Here is a 14,149-nt window from a genome sequence, read left to right as displayed (position 1 = left end):
GTCCCATCCTGCCATCCGGCACCGCGGGACCCCGGGCCCGTCCTGTCCGACCGGGCCCCCGCCGTCAGCGCATGCTGCGCACGTCCAGGTGGCGCAGCACCCGGTCCACCACCTCGGGGTCGGCGCCGGGTTCGCTGCGGGCCGCGAGGACCTCGTGCCGGGCGGCCGACATCAGCTCCCGCTGGATCCGCTGCACCGCCTTGAACCGCTCCGCCCGCTCCACGAAGGCGGCCCGGCGCTCGTCGTCCACCATGTCCGGGCTGATCCGTACCCCGATGTCGTACGCCCCGCGCATCAGCCGCTCCTGGACCTCCTCGGGCAGCTCCTCGACCTCCTCGATCTCCTTGAGCCTGCGCTTGGCGGCCTTCGCGGCCCGGATCGCGAGCTCGCGCTCCAGGGCGCGCTCCGCGTCCGCGTCGGCCCGCACCCCGAGCCGCTTGACCAGCCAGGGCAGCGTGAGGCCCTGGAAGACGAGGGTGGCGATGATCACGCAGAAGGCGATGAAGACGATCTCGTCGCGGCCGGGGAAGGGCGCGCCGTCCTCGGTGCGGAGCGGGATGGCGAGCGCCAGCGCGACCGAGGCCACCCCGCGCATCCCCGCCCACCACATGACGACGGTCTCCCGCCAGCTCATCGGGATCTCCTCGTCGACGTCCCGGAGCGTGTGCAGCTTCTTCGCCAGCCAGGTGGCGGGGAGCAGCCACAGCAACCGGACGCCGACGACCACGACCACGACGGCGGCGCCCCAGCCGAGCATCTCCAGGCCGTGCCCCTTCGCGACTCCGAAGACGTGGATGAGCTCCAGGCCGATGAGGCCGAAGGCGATGCCGGTGACGAGGGTGTCGACGATCTGCCAGAAGGTCTGTCCGGCGAGCCGGCCCATGACGTCGTCGGCGTCGGTGGCGTGCTCGGCCAGGAAGAGCGCGGTGAGCAGGACGGCGAGGACGCCGGAGCCGTGCAGCTCCTCGGCGATGACGTAGCTCACGAAGGGGACGAGGAGGGTGAGGCCGGTCTGCAGGGTGGCGTCGCCGAGGAGTCCGATGAGCTTGTTGGCCAGCCAGCCGAGCGCCAGGCCGACGGCCACGGCGACCACGGCGGAGAGCGCGAACTGGCCGAGCGCCTCGGGCCAGGAGAAGGAGCCGCTGACGACGGCGGCGATCGCCACGTGGTAGAGGACGATCGCGGTGACGTCGTTGAAGAGCCCCTCGCCCTCCAGGATCGACACCAGCCGGCGGGGCAGCCCGAGCGAGCCGGCCACGGCGGTCGCGGCGACCGGGTCCGGGGGCGCGACGAGGGCGCCGAGCGCGGCGGCGGCGGCCAGGGGGAGCCCGGGCACGAGCGAGTGCGCGACCGCGCCGACGGCGGCGGTGGTGACGAAGACCAGGGCGACCGCGAGCAGGAAGATGGGCCGTCTGTTGGCCGCGAACTGCCGCCAGGAGGTCCGCTGCACGGAGGCGTACAGCAGCGGCGGCAGCACCAGCGGGAGGATGAACTCCGGCGGGATCTCGACGTTCGGCACGAAGGGCAGGAAGGCCAGCACGATCCCGATGAGGGTCATCAGGACCGGCGCGGGCAGCCCGAGCCGCTCGCCGAGGGGCACGGTGAGCAGGGCGCCGAGGAGCAGCAGGAAGAGCAGGGCCAATTGATCCACGGCCCCACCCTGTCACGTACGCCCGTTTTGGCGTCGATTGCCCCCTGTGCATGCCGGGAAGAGACGCATCCCACAGGAGACGGGGGACCGCCCGGTCGCGGAGAACCGCCCGGTCCGCAGGGCCGGGGCCGGGCAGGCCGCCCGCGCCGCCCCGGGGCCGCGACCGGGCAGGCCGCCCGGTTCGCTACAGGGCCCGCCTCATGGCCCGGTGCGGCATCCCCGCGTCCGGGAACTCGGGGCCGTACGCCACGTAGCCGAGCCGCTCGTAGAAGCCGAGCGCGTGGGTCTGCGCGTGCAGGTCGACGGCGCTCAGACCGCGCTCCCGCGCCACGTCCTCGATGCCCCGCACGAGCGCCGCGCCGACCCCGAGGCCGCGCGCCGCCTTGGCGACGGCGAGCCGGCCGAGCGAGCCCACCGAGGCGTCGCCGCCGGTCCTGCCGACCGCGTCCGCCCCGTGCAGCAGGCGGCCGGTGCCCAGCGGCAGCCCGTCCCCGCGGACCGCGAGCACGTGCACCGCGGTCGCGTCGTACGCGTCGTACTCCAGCTCCTGCGGGACGCCCTGCTCCTCGACGAAGACCTCGCGGCGGACCGCGAAGCACGCCTCCCGGTCCTCGGTGCCGAGCACCTCGCGGACGCTGTACGGGACGGTCACCGGCTCTCCGCCGCGATCCGGTCGAGGGCCTTCTGGAGGTCCTCGGGGTAGGTGCTGGCGAACTCGACCCAGGAGCCGTCGCCCGGGTGCTCGAAGCCGAGGCGGACGGCGTGCAGCCACTGCCGGGTGAGGCCGAGGCGCTTGGCGAGCGTCGGGTCGGCGCCGTAGGTGAGGTCGCCGACGCAGGGGTGGCGGTGGGCGGACATGTGCACCCGGATCTGGTGGGTGCGGCCCGTCTCCAGCTTGATGTCGAGCAGCGAGGCCGAGCGGTACGCCTCGATGAGGTCGTAGTGCGTGACGGAGGGCTTGCCGTCGGCGGTGACCGCCCACTTGTAGTCGTGGTTCGGGTGCCGGCCGATCGGCGCGTCGATGGTGCCGCTCATCGGGTCCGGGTGTCCCTGGACCAGCGCGTGGTAGCGCTTGTCGACCGTGCGCTCCTTGAACTGGCGCTTGAGCGAGGTGTACGCGTACTCCGACTTGGCGACCACCATCAGACCGGAGGTGCCGACGTCGAGGCGGTGCACGATGCCCTGGCGCTCGGCGGCGCCGGAGGTGGAGATGCGGTACCCGGCGGCGGCGAGGCCGCCGATGACCGTGGTGCCGGTCCAGCCGGGGCTGGGGTGCGCGGCGACACCGATCGGCTTCATGATCACGACGATGTCGTCGTCGTCGTGGACGATCTCCATGCCCTCGACGGGCTCGGCGACGACCTGCACGGGCGCGGACGCGCCCGGCATCTCGACCTCGAGCCACGCGCCGCCGCTGACCCGCTCGGACTTGCCGACGACGGAGCCGTCGACCTGGACCTTCCCTGCGGCGGCCAGCTCGGCCGCCTTCGTGCGGGAGAACCCGAACATACGGGCGATGGCGGCGTCGACGCGCTCGCCCTCCAGGCCATCGGGAACGGGCAGCGTGCGGATCTCGGGACTCGTACTCACCCGTCGAGTATGCCTTGTGCGGAAGGCACTCCGTCTTCCGCCGGGGTCGGGCTCAGTCCTTGTGGACGGTGCCGTCGGGGTCCAGGCCCCGGAACGACAGGAGGACGATCAGGATGCCGCCGCAGACGATCGCCGAGTCGGCCAGGTTGAAGACGGCGAAGTGCGCGGGGGCGATGAAGTCCACGACCGCGCCCTCGAAGACGCCCGGCGAGCGGAAGATCCGGTCCGTGAGGTTGCCGAGCGCACCGCCGAGCAGCAGGCCGAGCGCGATCGCCCAGGGCAGGCTGTAGAGCTTCCGCGCGAGCCGGATGATCACCGCGATGACCACGGCCGCGATCACGGTGAAGATGATCGTGAAGGCCTCGCCCATGCCGAAGGCGGCGCCCGGGTTGCGGATGGCGTCGAGCCGCAGCAGGTCACCGATCAGGTCGATCGGCTCGTGTCCCTCCAGCCTGGCGACCACCAGCATCTTGCTGCCGAGGTCGAGCAGGTAGGCGAGCACGGCCACGACGAAGAGGGCGACGATCCTGCGCCTGCCCCCGGGCCGCTCCCCGGGAGCGGCCGCACCGTCGCGGTCCGACACTCCGTCGCGGTCCGACGCGCCGTCCGGGGCCCCGGTCTCCTCGCGGGCCGTGGACTCGTCGGAGGCGGCCGTCCCGTCGGCCCCTGCTGAATCCGGCGTACCGATGATGCGCTCCGCCTCTGCCACGTGAGTGAGTCCCTCGACCTCGATGCCTGACCGTGCACCGAGGGTACGGCACAGGCGTACGGGACAGGCATCCGAGATCGTCAGCCGCGCCGCTCCTGTCGCTGTTTGTCCTCGACGCAGAGCGTGGCCCGCGGGAAGGCCTGCATCCGCGCCTTGCCGATCGGCTTCCCGCACACCTCGCACAGGCCGTACGTGCCCGCGTCGAGCCGCTCCAGGGCGTGCTCGGTCTGCTCCAGCATCTCCCGGGCGTTCGCGGCGAGGGCCAGCTCGTGCTCGCGCGTGATGTTCTTGGTGCCCGTGTCGGCCTGGTCGTCGCCGGCGCCGTCGCCCGAGTCCCGCATCAGGCCGGTCAGCTCCTCCTGGGAGTGGACGAGCTCGCTGCGCAGCCGCAGCACCTCCGACTGGAGCCCGCTGCGCGCCTCGGCGACCTCCTCCGGCGTCCAGGGGTCCTCGCCGGGCCGCACCGCGAGCTCGCCGGCCCGTGCCGGAGGCACCGCCGCCTCGTCCCCGACGGTCGTGACGCCACCCGCGGTCTTCTTCGCTGCCACCGTCCTGGCTCCTGTCTGCTTCTTCGCGGCGGGCGCCTTCCTGGCGGCCGCCTTCTTCGCCACGGCCTTCTTGGCGGGCGTCCTCGGGGCGGAGGCGTCGGGGGCGGAGACCGCCGCCCCGGCCCCGCCGGGGGCGGCGTCCTCCGGGGCCGCGTCCTCGGCGACCGCCTTCCGGGCCGCGGTCCTCCTGGCCGGCGCCTTCTTCGCGACGGTCTTTCCCGCGGGCCTCTTCCCGGCGACCGCCGACTTCTTGCCGACGACGTCCTTGGCGACCTCGGTCGCGCCGGCGGAACCGGCGGCCGAGGTCTTCTTCGCGGCGGTCTTCTTCGCCACCATGTCGCGGCCCCTTCACATTTTGTGATCTTGCTCGCGAATCGTGCTGGGACGATAAATCGGCCCGAGGCCCGCGGCAACGGGGCACGCCGCCGTTCCCACCCGCCCCCGCTCCCCGCGGGGCGAGCCTGCCTCCGTTGTGCCCAGCTCCCCGCCCGGTTATCCGTCCCGCCCCTCCCCCACATGGCCGCACCGGAAGTCCGGCACGGCCCGTCTGGCCATTCGGGTCACGGGAAAACCGGTCTGCCGCCCGCCCCCGGGGCCCGTACACTGGCCACAGCGAAAGGCTTGGATGGGGACGAGTAGCGTCGCAAGCAGCCATGAGCGACCCGGGGACGGTGAGAGCCCGGGGGCGAGCCCGATGTGAAGCATCACCCCGGAGCCGTCGGAAGAAAGCCGCACGACAGGGCGGTGACTAGACCCGGCGTCGCGACCCCAATGAGGGGGCTCAGGACGCTCACGTCCGGGGCCAAGGAGGGTGGTACCGCGGGAGCAGTGCTCTCGTCCCTCCGACGGAAGAGAACCGTCCGTCCGGAGGAGAGACCGCCGCATGACGCCGCCGCAGTACCGCCAGGTGCCCGCCCAGGTCGACCTGCCCGCGCTGGAGCACGACGTGCTCGATTTCTGGCGCGAGAGCAAGGTCTTCGCGAAGACCCTGGAGCAGTCCGAGGGACGCCCCGAGTGGGTGTTCTACGAGGGTCCGCCCACCGCCAACGGCATGCCCGGCGCCCACCACATCGAGGCCCGCGTCTTCAAGGACGTGTTCCCCCGCTTCCGGACCATGCGCGGCTACCACGTGGCCCGCAAGGCCGGCTGGGACTGCCACGGCCTGCCGGTCGAGCTCGCCGTCGAGAAGGAGCTCGGCTTCTCCGGCAAGAAGGACATCGAGGCGTACGGCATCGCCGAGTTCAACGCCAAGTGCCGCGAGTCCGTGACCCGGCACACCGACGCCTTCGCCGAGCTCACGACCCGCATGGGCTACTGGGTCGACCTCGACGACGCCTACCGGACCATGGACCCCTCGTACATCGAGTCGGTCTGGTGGTCCCTCAAGCAGATCTTCGAGAAGGACCTGCTGGTCCAGGACCACCGGGTCGCCCCCTGGTGCCCCCGCTGCGGCACCGGCCTCTCCGACCACGAGCTGGCCCAGGGCTACGAGACGGTCGTCGACCCCTCCGTGTACGTGCGCTTCCCGCTCACGTCCGGCCCCCTCGCGGGCAAGGCGGCGCTCCTGGTCTGGACGACCACCCCCTGGACCCTGGTGTCCAACACGGCGGTCGCCGCGCACCCCGAGGTGACGTACGTGGTCGCCACGGACGGCGACGAGCGCGTCGTCGTCGCCCAGCCGCTGGTCGAGAAGGCGCTCGGCGAGGGCTGGGTCACCACGGGCGAGTCCTTCACCGGCGCGGAGATGGAGCGCTGGACCTACCGGCGCCCCTTCGATCTGATCCCCTTCGACGCCCCGGCCCACTACGTGGTCAACGCCGAGTACGTCACGACCGAGGACGGCACGGGCCTGGTCCACCAGTCCCCCGCCTTCGGCGAGGACGACCTCAAGGTCTGCAAGGCGTACGGCCTGCCGGTCGTGAACCCGGTCCGCCCCGACGGCACCTTCGAGGAGGACGTGCCGCTGGTCGGCGGCGTCTTCTTCAAGAAGGCCGACGAGGCGCTCACCGCCGACCTGGACGCGCGCGGCCTGCTCTTCAAGCACATCGCGTACGAGCACAGCTACCCGCACTGCTGGCGCTGCCACACGGCCCTGCTCTACTACGCGCAGCCGTCCTGGTACATCCGTACGACCGCCGTGAAGGACCGTCTCCTCCAGGAGAACGAGAAGACGAACTGGTTCCCGGAGTCGGTCAAGCACGGCCGCTTCGGCGACTGGCTGAACAACAACATCGACTGGGCGCTCTCCCGCAACCGCTACTGGGGCACCCCGCTGCCGATCTGGCGCTGCGAGGACGACCACCTGACCTGCGTGGGCTCGCGCGCGGAGCTCACGGAGCTGACGGGCACCGACCAGTCGGAGCTCGACCCGCACCGCCCGTACATCGACGCGGTCACCTTCCCGTGCCCCAGTTGCTCGAAGACCGCGACCCGCGTGCCGGAGGTCATCGACGCCTGGTACGACTCGGGCTCGATGCCGTTCGCTCAGTACGGCTACCCGTACAAGAACAAGGAGCTCTTCGAGTCCCGCTACCCCGCCCAGTTCATCTCCGAGGCCATCGACCAGACCCGCGGCTGGTTCTACACGCTGATGGCCGTCGGCACGCTCGTCTTCGACAGGTCCTCGTACGAGAACGTGGTCTGCCTGGGCCACATCCTCGCCGAGGACGGCCGGAAGATGTCCAAGCACCTGGGCAACATCCTCCAGCCGATCCCGCTGATGGACCAGCACGGCGCCGACGCGGTCCGCTGGTTCATGGCGGCCGGCGGCTCGCCGTGGGCGGCGCGCCGGGTGGGCCACGGCACGATCCAGGAGGTGGTGCGCAAGACCCTCCTCACCTACTGGAACACGGTCGCCTTCCAGGCGCTGTACGCCCGGACGTCCGGCTGGGCGCCGAGCGCGGCGGACCCGGCGCCGGCCGACCGCACGGTCCTCGACCGCTGGCTGCTCTCCGAGCTGAACACGCTGGTCGCCGAGACGACCGAGGCGATGGAGACGTACGACACCCAGCGCACCGGCAAGCTGGTCTCGGCCTTCGTCGACGACCTCTCCAACTGGTACGTGCGCCGCTCCCGCCGCCGCTTCTGGCAGGGCGACAAGGCGGCGCTGCGCACGCTCCACGACGTCGTCGAGACGGTCACCCGGCTGATGGCCCCGCTGACCCCCTTCATCACGGAGCGGGTCTGGCAGGACCTGGTGGTCCCGGTGACGCCGGACGCCCCTGAGTCGGTCCACCTCGCCACCTGGCCCGAGGCCGACGCCACCCTGATCGACGGCGCCCTCTCCGAGCAGATGCTCCTGGTCCGCCGCCTGGTCGAGCTGGGCCGGGCGACGCGTGCGGAGTCGGGCGTGAAGACCCGCCAGCCGCTGTCCCGCGCGCTGGTCGCGGCGGCCGGCTTCGCGGCCCTCTCGCCGGAGCTCCGGGCCCAGATCACGGAGGAGCTCAACGTCTCCTCGCTCGCCTCCCTGTCCGAGGTCGGCGGCTCCCTCGTCGACACGACGGCGAAGGCGAACTTCCGGGCCCTGGGCAAGCGCTTCGGCAAGGGCGTCCAGGACGTGGCCAAGGCGGTGGCGGCGACCGACGCCGCGGCCCTCTCGCTGGCCCTCCGCTCCGGCGAGGCGACGCTCTCGGTGAACGGCGAGGACGTCACCGTCACCCCGGAGGAGATCATCATCACGGAGACCCCCCGTGAGGGCTGGTCGGTCGCCTCCGACGCGGGCGCGACGGTGGCGCTGGACCTGGAGATCACCCCGGATCTCCGGCGCGCCGGCCTGGCCCGTGACGCGATCCGCCTGATCCAGGAGGCCCGCAAGAACAGCGGCCTGGACGTCGCGGACCGCATCGCGCTGCGGTGGTCGTCCACGTCCCCGGAGACGACGGAGGCGTTGACGGCCCACGCGTCCCTGATCGCGGACGAGGTCCTGGCCACGGACTACGCGCAGGGCGAGGCCGACGGCTCGTACGGCACCCCGTTCGAGGACGAGCCCCTGTCCCTCACCTTCCGCCTCCGCAAGGCGTAAGCCCCCTGAGGAAGGGCCCGGCACCCACGTCCGGTGCCGGGCCCTTTCCGTCATGGGCCCTCGCCCCGTTGCCCCGCCGGGGCAGCGCCCACCCCCGTTGTGGGCAATCGTCCCGCCGGGGCGAAGGGGGTCCCCCCTGCTCGAGCGGAGCCGAGAGCTTGGGGGAGGGTGGGCACAACGGAACGGCGCCCCCTGCCGGCGCCCGAGGCTCCCGCGCCCTGACCCGCACCACGTGGTGCGCCGCGCGAAGTGGTGCGGGATAAGGCGCGGAACGCGGAGGCGCCGCCAGGGGCGCCGTCCCGTGTGCCCACCCGTCCCGCCCAGCGGGACGATTGCCCACACGGAGGTGGGCGGGGGGCACCGCCCCGCCGGGCGCGGGCCACACGCGGGCACGCCGAAGGGCCGGTCCCCCGGAGGGGACCGGCCCTTCAAGACTGCCGACGGCTACGCGTTCAACACGCGTTGAACCCGCCGCCTCAGTTGTCGTCCTCGTCGATGAGGAAGCCCCGCATAGGCGCCGGCGCCTGCTGCATCGGCTGGGGCGCCTGCGGCCGGACCGGAGCCATCGGCTGGGTCATCGCCGGGGACATCTGCTGCTGGCCGCCGTAGGAGGGTGCGCCACCCATGGACGGCGCACCGCCCATCGCGCCGCTGCCGCCGTAGGACGGCGCGCCCGCGCCCGCCGAGGCCATCGACGGGGCCGGCGGCAGCGAGGCCGTGGCCGGGGTGCGCGGCGGAGCCAGCGAGTCGTCCGCCTGGGTCTCCAGCTGACGCAGCTGGGACTCCAGGTAGGACTTCAGGCGCGTGCGGTACTCGCGCTCGAAGCCGCGCAGGTCCTCGACCTTGCGCTCCAGCGTGGCGCGGGCGGACTCCAGGGAGCCCATCGCGACGCGGTGCTTCTCCTGCGCGTCCCGCTCGAGGGCGTCCGCCTTGGCGCGGGCGTCCCGCTCCAGGCCCTCGGCGCGCGAGCGCGCCTCGCCGACGATCTTGTTGGCCTCGGAGCGCGCCTCGGCGATCGCCTGGTCGGCGGTCTGCTGGGCGAGCGAGAGGACACGCGCGGCGCTGTCGCCGCCGGGGCCCTGCTGCGGCTGCTGCATCTGCGGCTGCATCTGCTGCTGCATCTGCTGCTGCGGGTGGCCCATGGGGCCGCCCTGCATCGGACCGGGGCCCATGGGGCCGCCCTGCATGGGGCCGCCCTGCATCGGACCGGGGCCCATGGGGCCGCCCTGCATCGGACCGGCGGGCAGCGCGGGGGCACCGGACGGCAGCTGCGGCGGACCCATCTGCGGCTGCTGCTGCTGGGCCGGCGGTCCGGATATGGCGGCGGGCACGGGGGCGCCGGGACCGCCGGGACGATCCTGCGGCTCCTGGGGCTTGCGCATGCCCTGCTGCTGGTTCTGCGCGGCGGCACGCGTGGCGGCGGCCAGCTTCGCGCGCAGGTCCTCGTTCTCGCGGAGCAGGCGGGTCAGTTCGGATTCGACCTCATCGAGGAAGGCATCGACCTCGTCCTCGTCATAGCCTTCTCGGAGGCGGACGGTCGTGAACTGCTTGTTCCGCACGTCCTCGGGGGTCAGCGGCATCTCTTCTTCACCTCTACGTAGTCGTCGGCAGTCGGCAAGACCGTATCGTCCACTTGTTCCTCCACCATCACCTCGCGAAGCTGCTCACGATGGAGATCAGGATGTAAACGATGATCATCAGAACGAAGAAGGACAGGTCGAGTGCCACGCCCCCGAGACGCAGCGGCGGGATGAGTCGCCGCAGAAGCTTGAGCGGTGGATCGGTGACAGTGTAGGTGGCCTCAAGGACGACCACCATCGCCTTACCGGGTTGCCATGAACGGGCGAACTGGAAGACGTAGTCCATGACAAGCCGGACGATCAGGAGGACGAGGAAGCACATCAGCACGATGTAGACCACCTGTAGTGCGACGCCCATCCCGCGTTTCCCTCTCCCCTGGCTTTCGTGCTCTCGCTTGTCCGGCCGCTTCGCGACCGGTCCGTCCGGTTCTCGTGTTCTCAGCTCTGGTTGAAGAATCCGCCCTCTGCGATCCGGGCCTTGTCCTCCGCCGTGACATCGACGTTAGCAGGCGACAACAGGAACACCTTCTGCGTCACGCGCTCAATGCTGCCATGGAGCCCGAAGACGAGTCCGGCGGCAAAGTCGACAAGTCGCTTCGCGTCCGTGTCGTCCATCTCCGTGAGGTTCATGATCACCGGGGTGCCCTCACGGAAGTGTTCCCCGATGGTACGGGCCTCGTTGTAGGTCCGCGGGTGCAGCGTGGTGATGCGGTACGGCTCCCGCTCGGACACGACCTTGGGCATGATCACCGGTGCGTTCTTCTCCAGGCTCGGGCGTTCGGGTGTGATGGATGCCACGGGGGCAATTCGGGCCGGACGTCCGCTTTCGGCGAGTACCGGAACAGAATGGGCGATCGGCTCCCGGGGGGCCGGGGGCTGTGCCACGCGCACCGGCTCCTCGCGCTCCACCTGGCGCGGAGGGGTGTGACGCCGGTCGCGCTCGGGCTCCGGCTCCAGCTCGGGTTCGAAGTCGTCGTCGGGGTCGAAGCCCCGGCCGTCGTACCCATCGTCCTCCACGAGGCCGAGGTAGACCGCCATCTTGCGCATCGCGCCGGCCATTCTCTGAGTCCTCCGCTCTGTGGTGGATCGGCCTCGTCACCAAGTGCCGGCGATCCACGGGCCATCCCGCCGTTCTGCGGAATGACCATATTTTCTGCTGTGGTCCGACTTGCTTCGCGACGTTACCCGAGCTTCGGGCGGACGCCGAGTACCGCCGTACCGACGCGTACGTGTGTCGCCCCGGCGGCGACGGCCTCCTCGAGGTCCGCACTCATCCCTGCCGACACCATGTTCGCAGCCGGACGGGTCGTGCGCAGGACAGTCGACAAATCCATCAGCCGGTCGAAGGCCGCGCGTTGCCGGCCGGCGTACTCCCCGGCGAGCGGGGCGACGGTCATCAGTCCGTCGAGCCGCAGTCCGGGCGCGGCGTCGACGGCGGCCGCCAACTCCTCGATCCCGTCCGGAGCGACGCCGCCGCGGTCGCCCCGCTCGCCGGACTCGGCGTCGAGCGCGACCTGGAGGAGACAGCCGAGCTCGCGGCCCGCCTTCTCCGCGGCCGCGGAGAGCGAGGAAACGAGCTTCAAGCGGTCGACGGACTGCACCACATCGGCATAACCCACCACGGATCTGACCTTGTTGGTCTGCAACTGGCCCACGAAGTGCCAGGTCAGGTCGAGGTCGGCACAGGCGGCCGCCTTCGGGGCGGCGTCCTGGTCCCGGTTCTCGGCGACGTGCCGCACCCCGAGCCCGTGCAGGAGCCTGACGTCGCTCGCGGGGTAGGTCTTGGTGACCACGATCAGCGTCACCTCCTCCCGCGCGCGCCCGGCGGCGGCGCACGCGGCGGCGATGCGCTCCTCCACCGCGGCGAGGTTCGCGGCGAGTTCCGACTTGCGATCCGTCATGTCTCTTCTCGGTTCAACCAGACATATCCCGCGAGTCGCCCCGTGATGCGATCGCGGCGGTACGAGTAGTGGTCGCGCGACTCCAGGGTGCAGACCCCGGCGTCCTCGACGTCCCGGACCCCGAGCCGCGCCAACTGCGCGCGCACTCCGGCGGCGACGTCGACGGCGGGGGTCCCCCACGAGGTCTCCGCGTGCGCGGCCGGTTCGACGGCCTCGACCTCGGCGCGCATCGACTCCGGCACCTCGTAGCACCGGCCGCAGACGGCGGGCCCGGTGCGGGCGACGATCCGGGCGGGGTCGGCGCCGAGCTTCGCCATCGCCGCGACGGCGGCGGGGACGACTCCGGCGACCATTCCGGGCCGCCCGGCGTGGGCGGCGGCCGCGACTCCGGCGACCGGATCGGCGAGGAGGACGGGAACGCAGTCCGCGGTGAGCACGGCGAGGGCGAGTCCGGGCCGGGCGGTGACGATCGCGTCGACGGACGGAACGTCCGCGTCCCCCCAGGGGCCGTCGACCTCGACGACGTCCGCGCCGTGCACCTGGTTCATCCAGACCACCCGGGCCGGGTCGAGGCCGAGGGCTCCGGCGGCGGCGGCCCGGTTGGCGCGCACGGCCGCCGGCTCGTCCCCCACCGCTCCGCCGAGGTTGAGCTCCTCGTACGGAACGGCGCTCACCCCGCCCCACCGGTCGGTGAAGGCGAAGTGGGCGCCGTTCGCGTCGAAGCGGTGTCCTATCACTTCAGGAAGTCCGGGACGTCCAGCTCCTCGGCCTGGCTGTCCCCGTACGGACGGGCCGTCGGGACGACCGGCGGGACGGGCGCCAGCGGAGTCTCGTTGACGGACGGGGCGGGCTCGGCCGGGGCCGGGGCCGGCTCCTCGCGCGGGGCGACCGTGCCGAGGCCGCCCAGCGGGCGGGGGTTCTCGGTGGCGCGGGGCGCCGGGGCCGGCTCCTCGCGCTTGGCCGAGACCGAGCCGATGATGTTGTCCCGGCGGGCCGGCGGCTGGCCGCCGTCGAAGCCGGCCGCGATGACGGTGACCCGGACCTCGTCGCCGAGGGCGTCGTCGATGACGGCGCCGAAGATGATGTTGGCCTCGGGGTGGGCCGCCTCGCTGACCAGCTGTGCGGCCTCGTTGATCTCGAAGAGGCCGAGGTCGCTGCCGCCGGAGATGGAGAGCAGCACGCCGCGGGCGCCGTCGATGGAGGCCTCCAGGAGCGGCGAGGAGATCGCCATCTCGGCCGCCGCCACCGCGCGGTCGTCGCCGCGGGCGGATCCGATGCCCATGAGCGCCGAACCGGCCTCGGACATGACCGACTTCACGTCGGCGAAGTCGAGGTTGATCAGGCCCGGGGTGGTGATGAGGTCGGTGATGCCCTGGACACCGCTCAGGAGGACCTGGTCGGCCGACTTGAAGGCGTCGAGCACGGAGACCTGGCGGTCCGAGATCGAGAGCAGCCGGTCGTTGGGGATGACGATGAGGGTGTCGACCTCTTCGCGGAGCTCGGCGATGCCGTCCTCCGCCTGGTTGGCGCGCCGACGGCCCTCGAAGGTGAACGGCCGGGTGACCACGCCGATCGTCAGGGCGCCGAGCGAGCGCGCGATGTTGGCGACGACGGGCGCGCCGCCGGTGCCGGTGCCGCCGCCTTCGCCGGCGGTGACGAAGACCATGTCGGCCCCCTTGAGGACCTCCTCGATCTCCTCACGGTGGTCCTCTGCCGCCTTGCGACCGACGGCCGGGTTGGCCCCGGCCCCGAGGCCGCGGGTGAGTTCACGGCCGACGTCGAGCTTGACGTCGGCGTCGCTCATCAACAGCGCTTGCGCGTCGGTGTTGATCGCGATGAACTCGACGCCCTTGAGACCGACCTCGATCATTCGGTTGATGGCATTGACACCACCGCCGCCGACACCGATGACCTTGATGACTGCGAGGTAGTTCTGCGGTGCTGCCACGTCGAAGGCCTCTCGCCTCGAGTTACGTGTCGTCGCTGCGCGGTTGGTCGCGCGGCTCCGACGGATGCCGATTGGGACGGTCCGAAACGCCGACCCGAACCCTAACGTTGAAGTTTAGGGTTACCAGTGTCTCTGTTCGCTGGACTCTTCCGAACAGGACACTAAGTCGACAAGTGGCGCACGTTCAACGAACACGCCGAA

The 14,149-nt window shown here is 71.8% G+C and carries 12 protein-coding genes; 1 reads left to right on the top strand and 11 read right to left on the bottom strand.

From position 1 onward, the window contains the following. Window positions 1–64 precede the first annotated feature (64 nt). The 5 genes from ACZ66Z_RS15300 to ACZ66Z_RS15280 form a co-directional block, all read right to left on the bottom strand. Window positions 65–1,651: a Na+/H+ antiporter gene (locus tag ACZ66Z_RS15300; protein ID WP_469934446.1), complete on the bottom strand. Its 1,587-nt coding sequence runs from the start codon at window positions 1,649–1,651 to the stop codon at window positions 65–67. A 184-nt stretch (window positions 1,652–1,835) separates the two neighbouring features. Next, on the bottom strand, window positions 1,836–2,303 hold the full coding sequence (locus tag ACZ66Z_RS15295) for a GNAT family N-acetyltransferase (protein ID WP_469934445.1): 468 nt from the start codon (window positions 2,301–2,303) through the stop codon (window positions 1,836–1,838). Next, the gene (locus tag ACZ66Z_RS15290; RefSeq protein ID WP_469934444.1) at window positions 2,300–3,241 is read right to left on the bottom strand and encodes an RluA family pseudouridine synthase; all 942 of its coding nucleotides are present in this window, start codon (window positions 3,239–3,241) and stop codon (window positions 2,300–2,302) included. The genes ACZ66Z_RS15295 and ACZ66Z_RS15290 overlap by 4 nt, the downstream gene beginning before the upstream one ends. A gap of 52 nt (window positions 3,242–3,293) precedes the next feature. Then, entirely contained in the window at window positions 3,294–3,950 is a 657-nt protein-coding gene (gene lspA / locus ACZ66Z_RS15285) for a signal peptidase II (RefSeq protein ID WP_469934443.1), read from the bottom strand. Window positions 3,951–4,030: 80 nt separating this feature from the next. Next, window positions 4,031–4,834: a TraR/DksA C4-type zinc finger protein gene (locus tag ACZ66Z_RS15280; RefSeq protein ID WP_469934442.1), complete on the bottom strand. Its 804-nt coding sequence runs from the start codon at window positions 4,832–4,834 to the stop codon at window positions 4,031–4,033. Window positions 4,835–5,381: 547 nt separating this feature from the next. Between ACZ66Z_RS15280 and ileS the strand changes: the two genes are divergently transcribed. Next, complete coding sequence (ileS, locus tag ACZ66Z_RS15275) at window positions 5,382–8,519, top strand: isoleucine--tRNA ligase (protein ID WP_469934441.1); 3,138 nt, start codon at window positions 5,382–5,384, stop codon at window positions 8,517–8,519. A 476-nt stretch (window positions 8,520–8,995) separates the two neighbouring features. Here the strand turns inward: ileS and ACZ66Z_RS15270 are convergent, their stop codons facing one another. The 6 genes from ACZ66Z_RS15270 to ftsZ form a co-directional block, all read right to left on the bottom strand. Beyond that, complete coding sequence (locus tag ACZ66Z_RS15270) at window positions 8,996–10,099, bottom strand: DivIVA domain-containing protein (protein ID WP_469934440.1); 1,104 nt, start codon at window positions 10,097–10,099, stop codon at window positions 8,996–8,998. 67 nt (window positions 10,100–10,166) lie between these two features. Then, the gene (locus tag ACZ66Z_RS15265; RefSeq protein ID WP_017238790.1) at window positions 10,167–10,457 is read right to left on the bottom strand and encodes a YggT family protein; all 291 of its coding nucleotides are present in this window, start codon (window positions 10,455–10,457) and stop codon (window positions 10,167–10,169) included. Between the two features lie 80 nt (window positions 10,458–10,537). Then, window positions 10,538–11,158 carry a cell division protein SepF gene (locus ACZ66Z_RS15260; RefSeq protein ID WP_190157125.1) on the bottom strand — a complete coding sequence of 207 codons (621 nt, stop codon included), beginning with the start codon at window positions 11,156–11,158 and terminating at the stop codon, window positions 10,538–10,540. A gap of 122 nt (window positions 11,159–11,280) precedes the next feature. Beyond that, window positions 11,281–12,000, bottom strand: coding sequence for a YggS family pyridoxal phosphate-dependent enzyme (locus tag ACZ66Z_RS15255; protein WP_469934439.1), 720 nt, complete (start codon window positions 11,998–12,000; stop codon window positions 11,281–11,283). Beyond that, complete coding sequence (gene pgeF, locus ACZ66Z_RS15250) at window positions 11,997–12,737, bottom strand: peptidoglycan editing factor PgeF (RefSeq protein ID WP_469934438.1); 741 nt, start codon at window positions 12,735–12,737, stop codon at window positions 11,997–11,999. The genes ACZ66Z_RS15255 and pgeF overlap by 4 nt, the downstream gene beginning before the upstream one ends. Then, window positions 12,734–13,948, bottom strand: a complete 1,215-nt coding sequence (gene ftsZ, locus ACZ66Z_RS15245) for a cell division protein FtsZ (protein WP_469934437.1) — start codon at window positions 13,946–13,948, stop codon at window positions 12,734–12,736. The genes pgeF and ftsZ overlap by 4 nt, the downstream gene beginning before the upstream one ends. Window positions 13,949–14,149: the final 201 nt, after the last annotated feature.

The sequence above is a fragment of the Streptomyces sp. NPDC107498 genome (assembly GCF_055582805.1).
The sequence above is the reverse complement of the archived record's forward strand: the minus strand, read 5'-3'. Positions and strand labels throughout refer to the sequence as shown.